Below are 22,534 nucleotides of genomic sequence, written 5' to 3' on the forward strand. Positions count from 1 at the left end.
AATTGGGGTGCAGTTCAAATATCCTTGGCTTTTTTAACTATGCATCCACCTTTTGTATTTCTTCACTCTTTCTTGAAAGTTTACCTGGCCAAAAAGCAAATCGGCCTAACACAACTGTAATTGCGGGTACAAGTAACGGTCTTACGATAAACGTATCTAGTAATACGCCAATTGCAGTTACAATACCAAATTGAACTAATACTTGAATTGGAAGTGTACCTAACACAGCAAAAGTTCCTGCTAAAATTAAACCTGCCGATGTAATAACACTACCTGTTTGTATTACACCATTTTTTACTGCATCCAAGTGATTTTGTGTCTTTCTGTTTTTCCATATTTCTGAAACCATAAAGATATTATAATCTTCACCTAAAGCAACTAAAAATACAAATGCGTACAACGGTATCGCACCTTGAATGGCCGGCGCTCCCATACCGTAATGAAGTAATATCCATCCTGCTCCTAACGCTGAGAAGAATGATAAGACAACAGTTACAATTAAATAAACCATTGCAACAACCGATCGTAAGTAGACAAGTAATAGTAAAGCGATAATGCTAATCATTACTGGGATAATTATTGATTCATCACGTTCCGTAATTTGCTTTGTATCATATAATGAAGCTGTTTCCCCACCAATCCATAATTGTTCTTTAGCTTTACTAATTCCAGCATCTTTTAATACTTTTTCCACACTGTTTTTCAATTTAGGGATTTGATTTAACGCTTCAATTGAGTATGGATTTTCTGCTAAAGAAACTTCATACATTTTTATTTGCTTAATTTCTTTTCCCTCTTTTGGCTCTTTCACTGTATTTACGAAAGAAAGTTTCTCTAGTTCTTGTTTAATAGGAAGCTCTTTTCCTTTCGTATCAACAACAACTTTTATTGGTGCTAGTTCACCAGCTGAGAAATGATCACTAATTAACGTAAACCCTTCACGAGAAGGCATATCCTTTGGAAACGACTCTAATAAGTCATATGTGTATTGAATACGTGGTACGAATGAAGCCAATCCGCCTAATACAAATACAGTTAGCATAATTATTGTCCATGGTCTTCGTACTACAATATCTCCAAGTTTTTTACTAAAGGAGCCTTTTGATTTTTTAACTTTTACAGCCCTCTTTTTCTTTCTTGCAAACTCCTCATTCATTGAAGTTGTTCTCGGTATAAACGGGAAAAATGCAATTCTACCGAAAATTAATAATAGTGCTGGTAAAATTGTTAAAGCCGCGATTCCCATTATAAATACAGCAACACTAAATGGTACTGCAAATCGATGAAAGGCACCATAATGAGCAAGTAGTAATGTTCCTAATCCAAGTACAACAGTTAACGCACTCATTATTATTGCACCGCCAGATGCTTTAATCGCAAGTTGCAATGCTTTATATTTACTTTCTTCTTCTAACAAGTACTCTCTATATCTCGAAATTAAAAATAGACAATAGTCCGTTCCAGCGCCAAACAATAATACTGTCATAATTGATATCGCTTGGGCATCTACTTTAATCCATCCGTGATCAGCTAAAAAACCGAGTGTAGGACTAATAATACCGTATGCAAAGCCAACAACAAGTATAGGTAAAATCGCTAAAATTGGTGAACGATACAGTAAAATTAACAAAACTAACACTAGTAGTACAGTAGCCACTAACAATTTCACATCTGCTTGACTAAATAAACTAACTGCATCCGTTTGAATACCTACAGGTCCTGATAATCGAACATGTAAACCAGATTCACTTATTTTTTGTTTAAATGGATCTTCATCCACCTTACTATTCACTATTTTTCTAAACTCTTCAAGATTTCCTTTTAATATATCCGTACCAGCAGATTTATTAAAAAATACCGGTGTAACAAATGATGTACCATCTTTTGACGCACTTTTTGATAATACTTGCTCTGGAATTGTATCAAATGGTGGTAACGTTGATTGTTCTTTTAAAGGACCAGATTTTAACTCTTTATAAACATCTTGTATGAGTTTATAATCCTGTGACTGTAATCCACCATCTCTATACCATACTACTAACAAAGGATTCCCTGCATTATTCGGAAACTCTTTTTTCATAAGCGCTTCCGCTTGCTGTGACATAGCTGTTTCAGGTAAATTTTTCGGATTCGGTTCTTTCGTACTGTTTACTTGTGGTAACGTAAATGAAAGTAATAATGTAATAAGAACCCACACCGATAAAGTGATCCACTGCGTATTTCTCCCTGCTACAAGCCTCCCTAACATATGTAACGGGTGCTTTTTCATAAAAACCCACCTTCCTTTTTTCCTCCATTATTAATTATATATACTGGTCGGTTAATTAATCAAGAATGATTGAAAATTATGTTATAATTATCTCAATCATAAATGTCAGGAGCGAATGTATTTGGAACAAAAACAACGTCCTATCGGAAGGCCGCGTCAAAATAAAAATACAAAATCTACAAAAGAAAACATTTTAGAAGTAGCAACCCGCTTATTTCTTACACAAAATTATCAAGTCGTTTCTATGGATGAGGTCGCAAAAGTTTGTGGTGTTACGAAAGCAACTGTCTACTATTACTATTCAACAAAAGCCGATTTATTTACCGCTACTATGATCGAAATGATGGTACGTATACGTGAGAATATGTGGCAAATACTCTCTACAAACAAAACTTTAGAAGAAAGATTATTAGACTTCGCTAAAGTTTACTTACACGCAACGATGGATATTGATATGAAAAATTTTATGAAAGATGCAAAACTGTCGTTATCTGAAGAACAATTGAAACAATTAAAAAATGCTGAAGATAATATGTATGAAGTACTAGAAAAAGCACTCGATAATGCTATGCACATCGGAGAAATTCCGAAAGGGAACGCTAAATTTGCGGCTCATGCTTTCGTATCTTTATTATCTATTGGGAATTTTAAAGATGAAAATCACAATCCTATTCTTGCAAATATAGATGAATTAGCACAAGAAATCGTTTCATTTTATTGGAACGGATTAGGTCATTCATATTAAACAGATTTCCTTTAATAAAAAAGCATGTTTGAATTTTTTTCAAACATGTTTTTTTATAATTTAGCATCCATTATCTAAAAATTATTATCTTCGACTTTTATAAATTTTGAAGTTGAATCTTTATATTCCCCTTACTTAATCCCCCATGGTAACAAACTACAGATTCAATATCTAGATTTAAATACTTCTTCAAAGACTGCTGTGCTTCCTTAATATTTATAGTTGTTGGGGCGTGAATTCCTCCTAACATCCCATTCACACTATACATAGAGTCTCCTGCAACAAGAATTTTACTTTGTTTCAAATATAAACTAATATGACCCGGGGTATGCCCTGGAGTATGAAGAATTAGTATTCCACCGCAATACGGAAGTTCTTGCCCGTCAATCATAGTATCACTCACTTTTCCTTTTGGTCGGTTCTCTACATTTCCGTCCTTCAATAAAGGTAAATCCCCCTCGATATATGGCTTATCTAGTTCGTGCGCATAAACTTTAATATTACTTCGACAGCGCTGCAACAACTCCGGAAGACTACCTATATGATCAATATCCTGATGCGTCAAAATCACGACTTTTAACTTATCAAATGATACCCCAACCTTTTCCATCTCTACTTGTATATCTTCAATTTGTCCTGGGAAACCCGTATCTATTAATACTGCCATTTCATCATCCCATAAAAGAATTGGATGAATAACAAATTCTTGAAATTCAAGTTGTAACATTTCTATCCCTTTAGCAATCTCCATACAGCCATTCTCCTTTATGTTGAAGTTTGAAAATATGTACGAGTAAACTGAAAATATAAAGTGAAACTTTAATCCGTGGGGCTTTTACTACTCGGCAAATAGCGGGATAAAGCACCTCTATCTTATAATATGTTTTGTCATCCCAATAGAGAATGCTTCAAACCCTATAGATTCATAGTAAGATTGCAATTTTTCTACACACATAAGTTGTGGAATAACCTTGTTTTGTTCACAGTGTTGGATTAATCGTTTCACTATTTCTTTTCCGATGCCACTAGACTGATATTTTGGCAATACACCAACTCCACAAATAATGCCTGTTATGACTCCATCTGATATGACTCGCCCCATCCCTACTAACCTCTTATCATCAAAAACATAAATTGCATACCAACTTTGCTTACACATTCGTTCTAACTCGTTAACCGTTAATTTAAGAGAATTCCATCCTAAAGATTCGTATAAGGATAATAATCCATTAAAATCTGTAGGATGTTCACTTGTGTAGCGTATACTATTTTCCATGTAAATACTCCCTATTCTCTGGCTTGTTTATATTTCATAAAATTCCCTTTACACAAATCTGATCGATGTAAAAATAACTAGAACAAACTTCAATAAGAAAGATAGAATTCCTTCTCAATATAAAATAAAAAGAAGTTACCTCACTTAAGATAACTTCTTTTATATAAGACTCTCATTATATTATTAACCAAAAAATATACAACTGCATACGATTAGCACAAACAAAACTAATAAACCATTTGAGAAATAACCCATAGAATACTACCCCTTTATTTCATTATGTAAAAGATTTTATCATAAAATTATTTACAACATAATAACCGAAAAAGACATTGTATTCATTAGTTATATACGTTTAGTAATATTTTATTTTCGGTTATATTCTCGTTGCCTAAAACCACTTCTTAAAACATAACTTCAAAATCAATAAATTTATTTTTAAGTCATAGATGTTAATCTTAATAAAACCACAGGCAGGAACATATTTGATATGTACGAAATATTCCTGTTTTTTATTATGGGGTACCGGTCCATAACCATCTAGCTAAAATTTTCATCACACCACAATTTTCTATGAAAATCCAATGCATTTTTGAAGAAAAACAACCCAAATAAAAAATTACAATAAGCTGCCCATAAGGAAAGCTTATTTACCTAATTATCGTTATAGGCAGTAAAATAATATCAAAAAAAGATGGGTAATTAGTTTTTTATTTTCATAAACTTTAATAAATCGTCCAAAACTTCTTGTTGATTTTGCCATAGTTCAGGCAAGTTATCTAGGGAGAAAAATTTTAGTTGCAAGCTTTCTTCATTATCAGTATGTAATGTTCCATGAAAATCTTTACAAATATAAGTCAATTTCACTAAGGCAACTTGATCACCGTTAGATAGCGTTTTTTCGTATTTTTTTCCAGAATACACATTAAAAAATTCAAGTTTTCCTAATTTTAAACCAGTTTCTTCAAACACTTCTCTTCTTGCTGTATCTTCAACTGTCTCGCCAAATTCCATAAAACCGCCAGGGTGTCCCCACTTCCCATTATCAAATCGTAATTGCAGAAGTACTTCATTCTTTTTGTTCAACACAAAACAACCTGCGACCACCATAATTACTTTTTCATGTCCAACCATATTTCTTAAATAACTTATATAATCCATATGTTTCAGCTCCAATATGAATTTATATTCAATATAAATTCATAGAAAGTTATTTTGTCCCATTGCAGTACTGATTATTAGAAATGCTGTTCCATAAAACACAATCAGGACGATATTCCTATATCATCTTGATTGTACCATTAGCAATTACACTTATAAACAATGAAAATAGGGATGAATACTTATTCATGACTGGTTAACATAACGTCTCATTATTGGTAGCAAGGACAAGGAAGAACCCTTACTCTCATAAGAATTCCTTCTTTTTATTCTAGAGATCTATGCATTTTTTATAAATTTCTATTCTGCTTCCATTTTATGGATCTCGTTTGTTATTGGATTAACCGAAAAACTGTATAAAATTTCGTATGCTCTTAGCGTGAGGATTTTCCGAAATACTATCGATCCTCCCTATTGTTCCAAAAACTCAATAATCGTTTCACAGACTTTATCCATCTCCTCGATATCTGGGAAATGTCCACTATTTTCAAATATAACAAGTTTACCATTTTTCAATTGTCTCGTTATTCTATAACTCATTCCTACACCCGTGTTATAGTCATGCGCTCCAACTATGACACACGTATCAATTTCTAAACCTTTAATACGCTCAATAAGCGGTAAAGATGCTTTTGTTCCAAAAATAACTTTGCTCATCTTCCCTGTATTACTTAACTGACTTTCCTCCCAAAACCTTCTATTTAGCTTTGCAAATTCTTCATTTTTAAACAATAGTCGATCTACAGCTTTTGTATCAACTATACTCCAAACTTGATTATACCTTTCTTTTAAAGGAATTTCTGACTTACTTATTATCAATATTTGTTCTTTCATTTCCCCTTTCGTTACTTGTAGAAAACCTTCTATCTGCACAGTATACATATCATTAAAATCATCTAACGATGGTGCTTGTAATACCATTTGTTCAACATTTTTTGGATATTTCAAAGCATACTCTAAACAAAGTTGTCCACCAAAAGAATATCCTAACAAATTTATCTTCTCTACATGTAATTGCTTTCTTAATTCCTCTAAATCTTCGACTAGAGTATTGATTGAGTACTCACCGTCATCTTGTGGTGCCTCACTTCGTCCGCAACCTCTTTGTTCGTAATAAACTACAGTCATTTTTCCTTCTAACTTCAAACCAAGCGTTCTTTCGAATACATAATGATTACCACCTGGACCACCATGTACTATAATAAGAGGAACTGTATTATGAGCTGTCCCTGCAACTTTACACCAATGCATAATCCCATTGATTTTCAAATAGTGTATACCATCTTGCAACATTAACTGATTCATTTATCCTCTCTCCTCATCGCTCACTTATTACTATCTAAATGTATAAGTTCTGACTATTTACACTTTTTCCCTTTATATTCTTTAGACACTATCCTCATTTATATGAATAGCTTTCTTATTCAAAAATAGATTTTTAAAAATTCCTACTCCCACAATTAATAAACCTATACCAATTAATTTATTTATTTGTAATGGAATGCTCTCCATTCCAAATAATCCAAATGTATCAATGCATAACGCAACGATCAATTGAGTAATAAGACTAATTAGCACCGTATATGCTGGGCCTAAACTCTTTATTGCACCCATTATACAAATAATTAACCCGATACCAAACAACCCACTTACATAAAACAAATAATTTGTAGTATACACTTTAATGTTAATACTGTTTTCTGTAATGATATAAAATAGAATAGAACTAATGAGACCTATTCCAAGGACACATGTAGTTGTTAACCACTGTCCTACATTTTCATTTACTTTTGCATTAAAAACAGATTGTACGCTAATTAATATTCCTGCTAATATAGCTAAACTAAATCCAATCAAAATCTTCCTCTCCCTTTCATTGCTCATATATATTATCTTTAGCGACTTCCTTCATTCTAGAAAAATCTTTAATTACAATAACTCCATTACTCTTTTCAATTAATTTTTCATTATAAAATTTTTGTAATACCCGTATTACGTGCCTATAACTTACCCCTATAAAATCTGCAATACTCGTTACCGAAGTTGCATCCAAATCCCCTTTATACATATTCCCGTTACTATCTGTTGAAATTGAAAGTAAATAACTAGCTACACGTACTTCTACAGGATACAGTAAATTAAGAGCAGTAAAACGAGTCGATATTTTTAACGTGTTCGCAATGTTTTCAAGCAAGAACTTCATAAATATAGGATCATGTAATAACTTGTTTCTAATAACCGTATTAGAAATAGAGATTGCTACAACATCTGAACAAGCCTCAACGACATTATGTGCTTTGCTATTTTGAATTAGTTCAATATCACCAACAATGGCCAATGGATTGATAAAGCGAAGAATTAGTTTCTTCCCTTCAGGTGTAATCGTATAAACTTTTACTTTCCCTTTAACAACAAAATATAAACGATCCATTTCGTCATCTATATTGCAAATAAGCTCGCCTTTTTCAAAGTGATTTAATTGAAAATATGCTGTATCTATTTCTGAAAAAACCTCGAGCGTTTTATTGATTTTCAAATAATGCGTAATTAAACTTGATCTATTCTCCATATTCATTTCCTCCTTTCATTTACATATTAAATACAACAATACCTATAATCATTACTATTGTTCCCACAATATGATATCTCTCCATCTGTATCTTTTTTATATGAAACAGTCCTTTCATTTCAATAACTGTTGCCGTTAACAATTGAGCAACCATTAGTGTGCCAGCTGTCAATGTAACTCCTAGTGAATATATCGCCATAGTTTCTGCGCAAATAATGAATCCACCAAATGCACCCGCTACTAAATATATTTTTTTTACACTCTTTAAATCCGTTACTTTCTCTTCTTTCTTTAACAAAAATACAGTTGTTGCAATAATGAATCCAATTAAATGGGTTATAATACTCGTCGACCATATACCGATATGTGAACTAAGTTTCGCATTAAAGGTTCCTTGAAGTGTTATAAATATCCCCGCAAAAACAGCAAATAGAATACCTTTCAAAAAATCATCTCCTCATCCTTTATTTCTGACTTAATTAAAAACCATCATCCTATAATGACAAAAGGACAAATGTCACATCACTATGAAAATAACTTGGAATGAAAAAAAAACACACCTCAAAAATGCGAGATGTGTTTTTTATTTATATATAGTGTTTTATAAATGAAAATTACGCTACATTAAAAGATTTCTTTTTCATAACAAACTTTGCAAATAAGAAACGTACAAGCGGTCCCATAATAATTAATTGTAATGGATATGCCATTATGAAATTTTTAATAAAAATCGAAAAATAAATTGAAACAAATGAAGCTCCTTGTAGTCCACCATGTAAATGCATCATAGCCATACCGAAAAATGACATAAAGAACACCATTCCGATTACCATAGTTGTCGCCATCGCAACGATAATATTTATTTTCTTAGATTTATCAAATGGCAACATGAATACAATTTTTTTCGCACAAGGTCCAACTATACTTATTTCAATTAATAGCGCAATAATAAAGCCAATTAATAGTTCTAATGCAATCTCTTTAATATAAATTGGTCCTCCTGTTTCATTCATTAGTAAATTGTAAAACGTCATTACGATAACCATTCCAAGGCACATCATCATGCCAAATTGGAGGTTTTCTTTTCTTGTTGTTGGCAAATTTCATCATCCTCTCTCTTTGAGTCTTTGTCATTATATCGACATTGGAACCCCCTTCGTAAGTGAACATTTTGTGAACAAATTTAAAACGTTTTCATGTATTTTCTTTACTTTCAACTCAAATTCTCACTTTTACTTATAAAGGTTTTATATATTTCAATGTTGAATTACTAAATTTAACATTGCATTACATTATTACTAGGAGGATAACCATGAATGAAACAGAATTTTACGCATATCACATCGTAACAAGGAAAAAAATGCATATCGGACAAATGATTCCTTTTAACAAAAATCAACACAATACTCTATATCACTTCTTTTTTGAAAGAGAACAATTAAATGCTAATGGTGAAGATGGCATACAAATTTTAAATAATCACTATAAAAATGACGAATTACATATAAATAATGAAAATGCTAAAGTAGTTATAAGTTATATGGATCAAACAATTAGAGCAGCTAGAGAAACCATTGTAGAAATGGTTAGACTACAAGAATTCCCTGAATATCCTTCCAGGTTATCTTGTTTATACGCTGCAAAAAGCTATGAAGATGCTTTAAAATGGAAAGCATTATTTGATTCTTACAATCGAGAAGTTTTACAGATTGTTAAACTACGAGTAATCGGAAGTTCTTTTGAAGGTGACGGGAATCTTTTACCAAAAGAAGATGGTATTCCTTTTTCTCAAAAAATCGAACAAGCTAGAAAGTATTGGAAAGGAAATATTAGAAATGAACTTCCTGAGCTACTGATTAATGGAGAAATTGAAGTGGTGGAAATTATTGATGACTTCTCCTCAATTCATATTTAATTTCTAACTAAATCATATAGGATGGAGATTACAATGAAGAAAAAAGTGTACTTCAATCATGATGGCGGCGTAGATGATTTAATTTCATTATTTTTATTACTTCAAATGGAAAACGTTGAACTTACCGGTGTATCTGTTATCCCAGCAGACTGCTATTTAGAACCCGCAATGTCTGCAAGTCGTAAAATTATTGATCGCTTCGGCAAAGGTAATATTGCAGTAGCCGCTTCAAACTCTCGCGGGCAAAACCCGTTTCCAAAAGACTGGCGGATGCATGCATTTTATGTAGATGCTCTACCAATTTTAAATGAGTCTGGAAAAGTTGTAACACCCGTGGTGGCAAAGCCTGCACATCACCATTTAATAGAAACACTTCTACAAACGGAAGGAAAAACAACTTTATTATTTACCGGGCCCCTAACTGACCTTGCTCGTGCATTATATGAAACTCCCATCATAGAAGATAAAATTGAACGTCTCGTTTGGATGGGTGGTACATTTCTTACAGCAGGCAATGTACATGAACCAGAGCATGATGGAACAGCTGAGTGGAATTCGTTTTGGGACCCTGAAGCAGTGGCTCGTGTATGGGATGCAAAAATTAAAATCGACTTAGTGACACTAGAAAGTACAAACCAAGTTCCGTTAACTATAGACATACGGGAACAATGGGCAAAAGAACGAAAGTATATTGGTATGGATTTCCTTGGTCAATGCTATGCAATGGTTCCCCCTCTCGTTCACTTCTCAACGAACTCTACCTACTATTTATGGGATGTACTAACTACCGCGCTTGTCGGAAACACTAACCTTGCAAAAACTGAAACAATTAATAGTATCGTTCATACATACGGACCAAGCCAAGGACGTACAGAGGAAACTGCTGATGGACGACCTGTAAATGTCGTTTATGATGTAAAACGTGATGTATTCTTTGAATATATTACTGAATTAGCAAAGAAAGCTTCTACTTGAACCACTATCTATACGAAAAATAAATAGAATAAAATCACTTCAGACGATGAACCCCTATATTTAGAATTTAGTTGAAACTACATATTTAACTATTGAAAAGAGTATTGAATTAAATTTCAATACTCTTTTTGTGCAATTTAATTATATTGGATTAATGTAGTGTCTTATTGATTATTCATTTCATAACCATTGACAAAATAAGTTATTGTTTCTAACTCATCTTCATTTAATTCTCTATCTAGTTCTTGTTTATACGCTGCCTTTATCTTCTCTTCATCGCCCTTATGAGCTTCTGTATAAGTTCCTACTGCTTTTAACATGCGAATCTCTTGTAAAAACTCCTCTCGATTTATCGCTTCCCCATGAGAAAGAATATATGTCTCAGCATCAAATTTTTCTAATTCATCTATTAATGCAAACGTTCTTTTCGTCGTATAGTTCCACTTCGAAGAAAAAATATCTGCATATATACAGTCTCCTAAAAATAATATCTTTTCTTCTTTCACGTAAATAACAACTGAATCATGTGCATGATCTCCGCCCACATGTTTTAACACGCATGTCACTTCACCAAGATCTAATTCCATTTGATTCTGGAACGTTAAGGTCGGAGGAATAATGTTAATATTTCTCGCTTTTTCTTCAAACTCTTTTTTTATGCAATCCGCACAAAATGCAATTTCAGTACCCTCTTTTACGCGTGCGTCCAAAGCTTCATCTGTCCATTCATAAGAAACAAGTGTACGCATCTCTTTTTTCGTTTCAGAATGTGCAATAGACAATGCATCTTGTAGTACAGGCAATCCAAAAATATGATCCCAATGCCAATGGGTTAGTGCTACGAAATCTGGATTCGATACATTTTGTTCTTTTAACATTTCTAAAAATAATTGTGCATGTTCTTCTGAATTCCCTGCATCAATCATTAACGTTTTTTCTTGTCCAACGACCATTCCTAAGATAGGTCTATCTGTTTCAGAAACAGGTGTCATATACCAAAATGAGTTTCCTATTTTTTTAATTTGTTGCATAACCAATTCCCCTTTTCATTTCCTCACTTAAGTTTAATATATAGATTATAACGAATCACTACTTTTTTCTCTATACTCAAACACAATTACTTGGACTATTCTAACTTTCCTTTTCGTAAGCTAAAAATAAGTGGAAGAATCGGAGTGTGATACTATGGAACGATTATGGATTCCAATGATTGTTACGTTTTTTTCATTTGGTGGATTACTATTAGGCGGTGCTGTTGGAGTAGCAACACGCCAACTCATTGAAGAAAAGATGCATCGTTTATACGCATTATGTGGCGGAATTTTACTTGGGCTTTTATCCCTTGAAATTATTCCTGAAACATTTTCAAGCTACGAAATGATTGGGCCTATACTTGGTATAGCCATCGGTATTTTAGTTATGAGCTTATTAGATAACTATTGTCACCATCCAATGATACATAAAAAAGATCAACAAGCATGGCAAACCTTCCTTTTTCTCTCTTTCGCTATATTTATTCATAATATACCTAGTGGATTTGCGTTAGGTACAGCTTTTATAAATCATAATGACTCTGCCATTCCCTTTTTAATAGCAATTGTCGTTCACCATATTCCAGAAGGATTAGCTTTAATTATTCCATTTCTTTTTACAAAACATAAATATATTTCCTTTTTATTAACGACTTTATTACTTTCGCTTATTCTCGGTACTGGCACAGTTTTTGGCATTTTGATGGAAGGAAAAGCTCTTCACCTGCAAGGGCTCATTATGGGAAGTGCTATTGGTTCACTTGGATATGTCACAATTCATGAAATGCTTTGGAAAGCTAAGAAACAGCTCTCTTTCCTTACATTTCTAATGTGGGCGACTAGTGGTTTTTTACTAATAACAGTGTTCACTTTATTCGCTGGTCATCATTAAAGTTGCTAAAGTAAAACTTTTGTTCCTCCCACACTGATTCTTAGATTACAAATAACCAGATAAATTTTCTTATTTGTATATTTTTCCTTTTTATCCAAAACATAATGTTATCTACCTATTATAAGGAGGAACACTTATGTTTGGGAAAACAGCCAGTGAAGCATTAGTTGATTTATTAATTGACTGGGGAGTAGAACACATATACGGTATGCCTGGAGATTCCATCAATTCTATCATTGAAGCTTTAAGAAAAAAACAAGATAAAATTAAATTCATTCAAGTTCGCCATGAAGAAGCTGGTGCATTAGCAGCGGCTGCCTATGCAAAATTAACAGGAAAACTTGGCGTTTGTATGGCAATTGCAGGACCTGGTGCTATTCATTTATTAAATGGTTTATATGATGCGAAACTCGATAAAGCCCCTGTTCTAGCAATTTCAGGTCAAGTAGAAACCGATTTACTTGGAACGGACTTTTTCCAAGAAGTAAATTTAGAAAGAATGTTTGATGATGTTGCGGTTTATAACCAGCGTATTATGTCAGCAGAACAGCTACCTGCTGTCGTGAATCAAGCGATTCGAATGGCTTATACGAAAAAAGGGGTCTCTGTTCTTACAATTCCTGATGATGTTCCGAAATTCGAAGTAAAAAGTGGTGCTCGAGTTACAAATACTTCCTTTACATTACCTGATTTATTTCCTCAAGAAGAAGATTTAGATGCTGCAAAACTCGCAATTAATGAAGCGAAAAAGCCTGTTATTTTAGCTGGAAAAGGTACGAAACATGCGAGAGAATCTTTACTTGCATTGGCAGAACATATTGGTGCTCCAATCGTACTTACATTGCCAGCTAAAGGAATTATTCCTGATGAACACCCTCTTTGTATTGGTGGATTAGGATTGATTGGCACGAAACCTTCTTATGAAGTAATGAAGCATGCAGATACTTTAATTATGGTCGGTACTTCTTATCCGTTCACCGGCTTCTTACCTGAAAAAGCAAAAACAATTCATATCGATACAGATCCTGCCCAAATCGGGAAACGTTATGCGACAGATATTGGTTTAGCTGGTGATGCTGATAAAACATTACGATGGTTAATTGAAAATGTTGAAGAACACACAGACCATTCCTTCTTAGAACATCACCAAGAAATGATGAAAAAGTGGGAAGAAAAATTACACGATCAAGAAGAAGACTCTTCCATTCCAATTAAACCACAACGCGTTATGCATGCTCTGCAGCAAGTAGCACATGATGACGCAATTCTATCAGTCGATGTCGGAAATGTAACAGTATGGACCGCAAGACACTTCCGTATGACAAACCAGCAATTTGTCATTTCTAGCTGGCTCGCAACACTTGGTTGCGGTTTACCTGGTGCTCTTGCTGGAAAAATTGCATTCCCGGATAAACAAGTATTTGCAGTTTGTGGTGATGGCGGATTTGGAATGACGATGAATGACTTCGTAACAGCTGTAAAATATAAATTACCAATCGTTGTCGTCGTATTAAACAATAATAAAATTGCGATGATTAAATTCGAGCAAGAAGTTATGGGTAATATCGAATTCGAAACAGACTTAACGAACCCTGATTTTGCAAAATATGCAGAGGCGTGTGGAGGTATTGGATACCGTGTTGAGAATTTAGATGAACTACTTCCCGCTTTCCAAAATGCAGTAAAACAAAATAAACCATGTATTATTGATGTAGTTGTAGATGCTAACGAAGCACCAATGCCAGCAAAAATCACATTTGGTCAAGCCGCTGGTTATACGAAACATATGATAAAAGAATTATTTGAAGAAGGTAAGATTGATTTACCACCACTTTAAGCGAAAAAAGATAGCTGAAAACAATTTGTCTTCAGCTATCTTTTTTATTTTTGTATCTCTCTATAAAAAGAAAAGTCATCCATAGTTAGTTGTACTTGTTTCTCTACTTGTAATTCTTTACTTTCCCTCTCTAGCTTTCTCACATTTCCTAACTTAATCGCATCTTGCATGCTATTACTAATTAGATTTCCAGCTAAAATTGTCATACTATAAAAAGCAATCGGTATAAGTACAATCCATGTATGAGTAGTTAAATGACGGAAGTTTTGACCAATTAGGCCGGTCCATTCTTTTGTTACACTATCTGCCTCTGTACCAAAGATAATTGTTCCGCCAAAAAATAACTCTAACAAGCCAAGATGCAAGAGAAGTAATAAAGTACTCACAAATTGTTGAGCAACAAGTAAAAAAAATGATGGTAATACGTGTGGCCATACGTGATTTTTCACTCTATGCCATTTACTGCCCCCAAGCACAGTTGCTGCCATCATAAATTCTTCTCTTTTTATCCGACGGACTTCCTGCGCTGTATATAACATAATTGTTGGTACCGCTAAACATGTAAGGATAACCATTTGAAATATTACCCTTAAATGAAACGGCTCTGGTACTGTCCCATTTTCAAACACTAAAACTTCCTTTAACACAAAAAAAGAAATCATAACCATAGGTACAATGCTGAACGGATCAAAAAAAGATGCTATAACTGGAAAAGAACGTTTGCTATACATACCAAGAAGCAAACCAATACCTCCTCCAACTATAACTCGTAGAATCGCTATAATTACGCTCGCACCAACTGTCCATTTCGCTCCTTCTATTATTAGCTGGAAAAGATCGCGTCCTTTCTCATCACTACCGAACCAAAATTTATTCGACGGTGAAAATGGAGCAGCCTCTAGTTCTCCTTTTTCGTTATACATCATCGTAAGTTCACGGATATTCCCATCGAAAAATAAAGTATTTCCAATACTAACAATCATAAGTACGCTTAAAAAAGTAACACCAAACCAAAATCTCACATCTCTTTTTACAACTTGCCACATGCTAAACACGCTCCTTTATTACATTTTGTAAAAACGTATGTAATAAACGAAATAGTATAAAAAGCGGTACGTATAATATAATTAAACTTACTGTAAATATTTCTAATTTCGAATTTTCTTTTACAAAAACAAACATACCGTACGTATTAAATATCCATTCAATAATATATAAATTTGATAACATAAATAAAATATTTGTTTTTGCATAATAGATTGTTGTTAACAAAACATTTCTTGAAATATGATTTGTTAAAATATGTCGTAAACTAAGCCCTTTACTTTTAGCAAATATACTATAATCTTTCTCTAATTCTTCTCTGAAACGTAATAGTAGTAGCTTAATAAATAATAGTGTTGTAGGCAAAGTTAGACATATTATTGGCAATAGGCGAGCCCTTTCCTCCCCAATCCCCGCTAGTTTTACTGGCATAAAGCCTGTCTTTTGAAAGATTATTACGACTAGAAGTTGCGATAATAAAATTATTAAAATATCTGGGATGCTTTCAAGTACGACAAAAATCCCATTCCACATTCGTTGCTTTGATTGAGACCGTTGTAATACCCACACAACGAGAACATACGCAATAAGTAATGACAGTAAAAATGCCGAAATAAATACAAACATTGTCTCTAAATAATGAATCCATATTTGCGGAAATAATTTCCTCGAATCTCGAAATCCATATGTAATTTCCCAAGGTTGGAGTAACTTTCCTCCAATAAACACAATCGTGTTCCAAAAACCAATTAAATCAATTTGTAATCCCTTAAATAATCGAGGGAGCGCACCTAAACAGATTATACATAGAATTGCAGCGAATAATTGTAAACAAGTAATCCCATACCACTTAGCAGTTCGCATCAACATAACTATTACCCCTTTACGAAAGAAAGAATATCCAGAAAAAACAAACCTCCTCAACCACACCTTAAATTCGCTTTTTTCCACTTAGTAAAATAGCTTGGAATAAACACGTAACAAAAAATAATCAACCAAACACGATAAATCCCAAAAGTAATTTTTTAAAAGTTTCATTTAGGTATATATACCTAATCCCTTCTTTAAACTCTGTTATTAACATCTTCAAATTAACTTCTTTCCATTTTGTTCTACCATTTGGTAAACAAACTTTTTCTGGAATGGAGATTGTTTGAATCAAAATACCCCTCATAATAAAAGTGAGCGTATTTACTAAAATGCTCCCGTAAATTCCAAAAGTTCAGTACACCATCGTTGCAATTCCTACACCAAACAAAGCATACAAACTATTTACCATTTGATTAATACCCGCTGCTGCACCATATTGGTCTGATTCAACTACTCCCTGTATCATCGATTGTTCTGATGGAGAGAAAAATTGTATACATGCATTTTCCAAAAATAAAAATATAAAGACAAGTATAATCATCCCGTAATAAAGCGAAATTAGGATTCCAATATTACAGAGCGAACAACATATGTTACTTACTGTACATATACGTTGTCTATCAAAACGATTCACTACTGTCCCTACTAATAGAAAAAAGATTAATGCAGGTAATGCAATCATAATTTGTGTCATCGTTGCGTAAACTGGTTGTTTTCCGTATTGATCTAGCAAATAAAACATTAAAGAAATTCCAGCAATCATAGAACCGAGTCGCTCTAAAATATTTGCTAGAAAAAAACGTGCATACACTTTGTTGCGAAATAACTATAGCATTTCTTTCATACTTCGTATCCTTTCTCTCGACAAAATAGTATTGTTTTAGTCATTTATTGGAAGTTAAATTATATTTTTCGACCATTATCCAATCTTTTCCTTCTTAATAAAAAACATAAAAAAAGAGCCCTTATTCTCAACACAAGGACTCTTTTCATAAACTATTTAGCTACCTCTTCTTTCGGCATTACCATACCTTTATAAAGTTGAACAGTTATCCAGTAATAAATGAAATAAATGACTAAGAAAATTCCTATTGGCACCCACACTTTTACAAACGGGTCAACTAATATAAAGCTGAATAAGTTAAGCCCTACTAAAACGTGAGAAATGCCAATGATCGCTGGGAAGATAAATAAATATGAAATTTCTTTATATATACTTTTCGTTAACATACTACGTCTTACACCAATTTTTCGTAACATTTCATAACGGCGTACATCACGAGAAGCACCTGTTAATATTTTGAACATAAGGGAACTCGCCATCATTGCTAAAAAGGCAATTCCGAGGAAAAATCCCATAAACATTGTTCCGCTCATGAAGCTGTTCATAAACTGATAAATTGTCATTTTCGTAAATAAGTCTACCTTTTCACCTGTTGCTTTTTCAATTTGTGCTTTTTGTCTCTTGTCTATTTCGATCAATAACGGTTTATATTTTTTCATATCATCTACTTTTGCTAATGTTACAGTGTGTTCTGTTCCTTGAATTCCTTTATAATGCTCTTCGTCTGCAATTCTTACTGGTTTTCCGTTAAATTGATTATGCGTAATTTGTATCTCTCTTACAACTGCGTCTTCCCAATCCTTTGGCATACGAGGGAATTTTGCTAATTCAGGAGCCTCTAAAGCTGAATATACAGGTTCTGTTAAAGGTTCAGTCACACGTTTACGAACAGGTTCTTTTAACGTTTTTGTATCAAAATGGTCTGAAACAAGTGGTGGTTTCGCAGTTAAGTCGTTACGTAAATAATAAACCGCTTCTCCATCTACTTTATATTTGTACTTGCTTTCTTCAACAATTTCCATTTCTTTCAAGGCAGCTTTGTCTTGATCATTCGGATCATGAATTACAACATCATATACACGAGAAAAGTCTGTCATAATACCTACATTTTTTTGGAAAGCCATACCTGCCGTCATCGCACCTGCCCCTAATGCAATTAACATCGCTACAGTACCTAATACTCTCGATAAACTATTTACTCGAAAGCGTAGCTGTGCATATGTAAAACTATTTAGACCAGTTTCATTTCGTTTTTTATTCCCCTTAATTTTCATCACAAAAAATGGGAGTAATGAACTAAAGATAAAATATGTTCCAAGTGTTGTAACGATGGTCGCTATAATAAAACCTAATTCAGCATATATTTTTACATTGATCATAAAATAGTACCCTGTACTTACTAGTAATACACCAAGTACTGTCATTATTATAATGCGAGTTTTACTTTTCTTCACTTCATCTAGTGTTTCATCTTCACGAATTAACTCTAGTTCAGTTTTACGTAACAATCGGACACTGTTCATTAAGCCAGTAATGAAAAATAGTATTAAGAAGAAAATAGCTGTAACTAAAATTGCTGGTGTGTATACAGATGCATAACTACCTTTTGCTGAAATTTCCATTCCATTCATTAAAAAGTTTCCTGCTACACTTGCAAGTAACATCCCTACTAAAATACCGATAATAATACTGACAATCCCCATACCGAATGTTTCAATAAATAATAACTGTGCTACTTTTTTCTTTTTTGCACCAAGCATCATGTACATACCGAGTTCTTTTCTTCTTAATGTGAGCAAGAAAGAGTTGGCATATATAATATAAAATACAGTAATGAAAGATAATAGTATTGCACCTACCCAGAATACGAGTCTAATACTACTAATAAGACTATTATCCTTCGTAAATTCACTATTCATCGCCATCGTTTGGAACATGTAAAAAATACTAATGCTAATAACGAGGCCAATAAGTAAAACCATATAATCTTTTAACATTTTTTTCATACTATGACGTGATAATTTAAATAACATAGTTTCGCCCCCTACTTAGACTCAGCAGCTGAGCCCATATGAGCGAGCACACCTAAAATGTCTTGATAGAAATTCTCTCTAGTGCCTTGACGATTTAATTCTTTATAAAGAAGACCATCTTGAATAAATAAAATACGCTCACAATAACTTGCACTAAATGCATCATGTGTAACCATCAAAATACTTACATTGTGATTTTCATGTAAATCTTGCATCGCTTCTAATAAACTTTTTGCGTTTTTACTATCAAGCGCACCTGTCGGTTCATCTGCTAATACAATTGCTGGATTATGTACTAAAGCTCTTGCCGCCGCTGTTCTTTGCTTTTGTCCACCAGAAACAGCAGTTGGATATTTTGTTAAAATTTCAGTAATTCCTAATTTCTTCGCAACGTCATTTACCTTTCCAGTAATCTCACTTGATGGTACGCCTTGCAGAGAAAGTGGTAAAGCTATATTTTCATAAATTGATAAGTTTTCTAGTAGATTAAAATCTTGAAAAATGAAACCTAATTTTTGAGAGCGAAAATCAGATAACGCATTGCCCTTCATAGAAGTAATATTTGTACCAGCTATCGTCACACTACCACCTGTCGCTTGGTCAAGTGTACTTATCACATTAAGTAAAGTCGTTTTTCCAGACCCAGAAGGACCCATAATCCCGACAAATTCTCCTTCTTTAATACTTAACGATACACCCCTTAATGCTTTTGACTGATTCTCATTTCTTTTTCCATACGTTTTTTCTACACTTTCTACAGTAACTACATTTGTTGACATCTCTTTCACTCCATCCCTTTTGTATAAAATTAATTTCTCACATATTTCTTATTATTTTGTCATGTAAATCCTTAAGATTTTTTTAATTATTCATTCAATAAGAGTTACACCTGTAACATGAACCTATTTCCTACTTCATATTCTCATTTTTCTACAACTCGTTCCCTCGATTTCGCTTACATTTACCTTACATTTTTGTAAGATAAAAAAGAAAACACACTAATTTCTAATAGTGTGTTTTCTTTACAATCAATATTTTCTATTCTTTATTTCTTCTTCAATAGTTGCCACAAATACATCTAGTGCAATAACTTCTGACTTCTCTTCCCCATATTTACGTACATTTACAGCTCCGTTTTCCATTTCCTTATCTCCAATAACAAGAACATACGGTACTTTTTGCATTTGTGCTTCTCTTATTTTATATCCTAATTTTTCATCTCGTGCATCTTGTTCAACACGAACTCCAGCTTGTGCTAATTTAAGTGCAATCTCATTGGCATATTGTTCATGTACTGCATTTGAAACTGGAATTACTTTCACTTGAACTGGTGCCACCCATGCCGGGAACGCACCTCCAAAGTGCTCAATTAATATTGCTAAGAAGCGATCTAATGACCCTAAAACTGCCCTGTGAATAACAACTGGTCTTTTCTTTTCATTATTTTCATCTATATAATTTAAATCAAATTTCTCTGGCATTTGGAAATCAAGCTGGATTGTTCCGCACTGGTGACTTCTATTTAAAGCATCTTTAATATGAAAATCAATTTTCGGCCCGTAAAATGCACCGTCACCTTCATTTAGTCTATATTTATAATTTAGCGATTGTAATACATTTTCTAATGCTGCTTCTGCTTGCTCCCATAATTTATCATCACCCATTGAGTCTTCTGGACGAGTAGAAAGCTCTACTTCATATTCGAATCCAAAAGTTTTATATACGTAATCAATTTGCGCCATTACTGATTTAATTTCATCTTCAATTTGTTTTGGAGTTACAAATAAATGTGCATCATCTTGGCAGAAAGTACGTACTCTTAATAATCCGTTTAAGGCACCACTAAATTCATGGCGATGTACTTGACCAAATTCACACATACGAATCGGTAATTCACGATAAGAATGCAATTTATTTTTAAACATAAGCATGTGCCCTGGGCAGTTCATCGGTTTTAATGCAAAACTTTTATTATCTACTTCAGAGAAATACATATTATCTTTATAATGTCCCCAGTGCCCTGATCTCTCCCATACTTCTTGGTTCATCATGAACGGAGTGCGTACTTCTTGATAATTGTACTCTTTTTGAATTTCTCTTAAAAATGCTTCCAATTCGTTACGAATCATTTGTCCTTTCGGTAAATAAAATGGCATTCCCGGAGCCTCTTCAGAAAACATAAATAACTCAAGCTCACTGCCTAACTTACGATGATTTCTTTTTGCTGCTTCTTCAACGAAATGTAAATACTCTTCTAATTCTTTTTGAGAAGAGAATGCAACACCATATATGCGCTGAAGCACTTGGTTATTACTATCACCTCGCCAATATGCACCGGAAACGTGAGTTAATTGAAATGCTTTCAAATAACCTGTAAATGGTAAATGTGGTCCTCTACATAAATCTACAAATTCACCTTGTTTATATAGTGTTACACTTTCCCCACTAGGAATTGCTTCTAAAAGTTCTAATTTCAAGCGATCGTTCATTTCTTGAAACAGTTTTGCTGCTTCTTCTCGAGAAACCTCAACTCGTTCTATCTTTATATTTTCATTTATAATCTTTTTCATTTCTTTTTCTATTTTCCGTAAATCTTCTACGTTTACACTACTTGGAAGATCCATATCATAATAAAATCCATTTTCAATAACAGGCCCTACTCCAAGATTTATATCACCATACAATCTTTTTACAGCTTGCGCTAAAATATGTGCCGCAGAGTGTCTTGCAATTTCTACACCTTCATTTGAATCTATAGTAATGATTTCTACTTCCGCATTTTCTTCAATCTTTCGGCGTAAATCATATAATCCATCATTTACTTTCCCCACGACTGCTTTCTTTTTCAAACTACTGCTAATGGATCCCGCAATTTCTTCTAAAGTAACTCCATTTACAAATTCTTTCACGCTACCATCTGGAAATTTAATTTCAATCATTTGTTCTTTCATTTTTCATCTCTCCATTTCATAATAAAAAGCACACTCATCCCTAACATAGGGACGAGCGTGCTTTTACCCGTGGTTCCACCCAGATTCCCATCACAAAATGCAATATAAATGCTAGTTTAAAT

Annotated in this window: 20 protein-coding genes and 1 pseudogene; 5 read left to right on the forward strand and 16 right to left on the reverse strand. The window is 33.4% G+C overall.

What is annotated here, in order from left to right:
* Nucleotides 1-37 precede the first annotated feature (37 nt).
* Nucleotides 38-2,269 carry an MMPL family transporter gene (locus tag DN401_RS27425; protein ID WP_000716592.1) on the reverse strand — a complete coding sequence of 744 codons (2,232 nt, stop codon included), beginning with the start codon at nucleotides 2,267-2,269 and terminating at the stop codon, nucleotides 38-40.
* Between the two features lie 121 nt (nucleotides 2,270-2,390).
* Between DN401_RS27425 and DN401_RS27430 the strand changes: the two genes are divergently transcribed.
* Nucleotides 2,391-3,014, forward strand: coding sequence for a TetR/AcrR family transcriptional regulator (locus DN401_RS27430; RefSeq protein ID WP_127063939.1), 624 nt, complete (start codon nucleotides 2,391-2,393; stop codon nucleotides 3,012-3,014).
* Nucleotides 3,015-3,111: 97 nt separating this feature from the next.
* Here DN401_RS27430 and DN401_RS27435 read toward each other — a convergent pair whose 3' ends face one another.
* From DN401_RS27435 to DN401_RS27470, 8 genes are all read right to left on the reverse strand, one after another.
* Nucleotides 3,112-3,765 (reverse strand): MBL fold metallo-hydrolase, encoded by a 654-nt coding sequence (locus DN401_RS27435; protein WP_000401476.1) that lies wholly within the window; start codon nucleotides 3,763-3,765, stop codon nucleotides 3,112-3,114.
* Between the two features lie 117 nt (nucleotides 3,766-3,882).
* Nucleotides 3,883-4,290: a GNAT family N-acetyltransferase gene (locus DN401_RS27440; RefSeq protein WP_000431735.1), complete on the reverse strand. Its 408-nt coding sequence runs from the start codon at nucleotides 4,288-4,290 to the stop codon at nucleotides 3,883-3,885.
* Between the two features lie 702 nt (nucleotides 4,291-4,992).
* Nucleotides 4,993-5,451: an NUDIX hydrolase gene (locus tag DN401_RS27445; RefSeq protein WP_149288064.1), complete on the reverse strand. Its 459-nt coding sequence runs from the start codon at nucleotides 5,449-5,451 to the stop codon at nucleotides 4,993-4,995.
* 411 nt (nucleotides 5,452-5,862) lie between these two features.
* Nucleotides 5,863-6,756 (reverse strand): alpha/beta fold hydrolase, encoded by an 894-nt coding sequence (locus DN401_RS27450; RefSeq protein ID WP_001072679.1) that lies wholly within the window; start codon nucleotides 6,754-6,756, stop codon nucleotides 5,863-5,865.
* Nucleotides 6,757-6,837: 81 nt separating this feature from the next.
* Complete coding sequence (locus DN401_RS27455; protein ID WP_000579023.1) at nucleotides 6,838-7,308, reverse strand: DMT family transporter; 471 nt, start codon at nucleotides 7,306-7,308, stop codon at nucleotides 6,838-6,840.
* Nucleotides 7,309-7,324: 16 nt separating this feature from the next.
* Complete coding sequence (locus tag DN401_RS27460) at nucleotides 7,325-8,020, reverse strand: Crp/Fnr family transcriptional regulator (RefSeq protein WP_000431608.1); 696 nt, start codon at nucleotides 8,018-8,020, stop codon at nucleotides 7,325-7,327.
* Nucleotides 8,021-8,039: 19 nt separating this feature from the next.
* A complete protein-coding gene (locus DN401_RS27465) occupies nucleotides 8,040-8,465 on the reverse strand; it encodes a DMT family transporter (RefSeq protein ID WP_000676258.1) in 426 nt (141 codons plus the stop codon).
* Between the two features lie 169 nt (nucleotides 8,466-8,634).
* Entirely contained in the window at nucleotides 8,635-9,120 is a 486-nt protein-coding gene (locus tag DN401_RS27470; RefSeq protein ID WP_001143404.1) for a DUF2798 domain-containing protein, read from the reverse strand.
* A gap of 212 nt (nucleotides 9,121-9,332) precedes the next feature.
* Between DN401_RS27470 and DN401_RS27475 the strand changes: the two genes are divergently transcribed.
* Nucleotides 9,333-9,935: a DUF2441 domain-containing protein gene (locus tag DN401_RS27475; protein WP_001005956.1), complete on the forward strand. Its 603-nt coding sequence runs from the start codon at nucleotides 9,333-9,335 to the stop codon at nucleotides 9,933-9,935.
* Nucleotides 9,936-9,956: 21 nt separating this feature from the next.
* Nucleotides 9,957-10,910: a nucleoside hydrolase gene (locus DN401_RS27480; protein WP_002195488.1), complete on the forward strand. Its 954-nt coding sequence runs from the start codon at nucleotides 9,957-9,959 to the stop codon at nucleotides 10,908-10,910.
* Between the two features lie 164 nt (nucleotides 10,911-11,074).
* Here DN401_RS27480 and DN401_RS27485 read toward each other — a convergent pair whose 3' ends face one another.
* Nucleotides 11,075-11,941 (reverse strand): MBL fold metallo-hydrolase, encoded by an 867-nt coding sequence (locus DN401_RS27485; protein ID WP_001186119.1) that lies wholly within the window; start codon nucleotides 11,939-11,941, stop codon nucleotides 11,075-11,077.
* Between the two features lie 154 nt (nucleotides 11,942-12,095).
* Between DN401_RS27485 and DN401_RS27490 the strand changes: the two genes are divergently transcribed.
* Nucleotides 12,096-12,833, forward strand: a complete 738-nt coding sequence (locus DN401_RS27490; RefSeq protein ID WP_000440626.1) for a ZIP family metal transporter — start codon at nucleotides 12,096-12,098, stop codon at nucleotides 12,831-12,833.
* 136 nt (nucleotides 12,834-12,969) lie between these two features.
* A complete protein-coding gene (locus tag DN401_RS27495) occupies nucleotides 12,970-14,670 on the forward strand; it encodes a pyruvate oxidase (RefSeq protein ID WP_000467256.1) in 1,701 nt (566 codons plus the stop codon).
* 44 nt (nucleotides 14,671-14,714) lie between these two features.
* Here the strand turns inward: DN401_RS27495 and DN401_RS27500 are convergent, their stop codons facing one another.
* From DN401_RS27500 to thrS, 6 genes and pseudogenes are all read right to left on the reverse strand, one after another.
* On the reverse strand, nucleotides 14,715-15,716 hold the full coding sequence (locus DN401_RS27500) for an ABC transporter permease subunit (protein ID WP_000267877.1): 1,002 nt from the start codon (nucleotides 15,714-15,716) through the stop codon (nucleotides 14,715-14,717).
* A 1-nt stretch (nucleotide 15,717) separates the two neighbouring features.
* Nucleotides 15,718-16,584, reverse strand: a complete 867-nt coding sequence (locus DN401_RS27505) for an ABC transporter permease subunit (RefSeq protein WP_141402281.1) — start codon at nucleotides 16,582-16,584, stop codon at nucleotides 15,718-15,720.
* Nucleotides 16,585-16,708: 124 nt separating this feature from the next.
* Nucleotides 16,709-17,428: pseudogene (locus DN401_RS27510) on the reverse strand (MFS transporter); the annotation flags it as partial.
* A gap of 152 nt (nucleotides 17,429-17,580) precedes the next feature.
* Entirely contained in the window at nucleotides 17,581-19,461 is a 1,881-nt protein-coding gene (locus tag DN401_RS27515; RefSeq protein ID WP_049107700.1) for an FtsX-like permease family protein, read from the reverse strand.
* An 11-nt stretch (nucleotides 19,462-19,472) separates the two neighbouring features.
* Nucleotides 19,473-20,240, reverse strand: coding sequence for an ABC transporter ATP-binding protein (locus DN401_RS27520; protein WP_000106426.1), 768 nt, complete (start codon nucleotides 20,238-20,240; stop codon nucleotides 19,473-19,475).
* A gap of 249 nt (nucleotides 20,241-20,489) precedes the next feature.
* Nucleotides 20,490-22,412 (reverse strand): threonine--tRNA ligase, encoded by a 1,923-nt coding sequence (thrS, locus tag DN401_RS27525; protein WP_098771458.1) that lies wholly within the window; start codon nucleotides 22,410-22,412, stop codon nucleotides 20,490-20,492.
* Between the last annotated feature and the right edge of the window lie 122 nt (nucleotides 22,413-22,534).

Origin of the sequence: Bacillus sp. BF2-3, from assembly GCF_008368795.1 — a bacterium.
GTDB classification, from domain to species: Bacteria; Bacillota; Bacilli; order Bacillales; family Bacillaceae_G; genus Bacillus_A; species Bacillus_A cereus.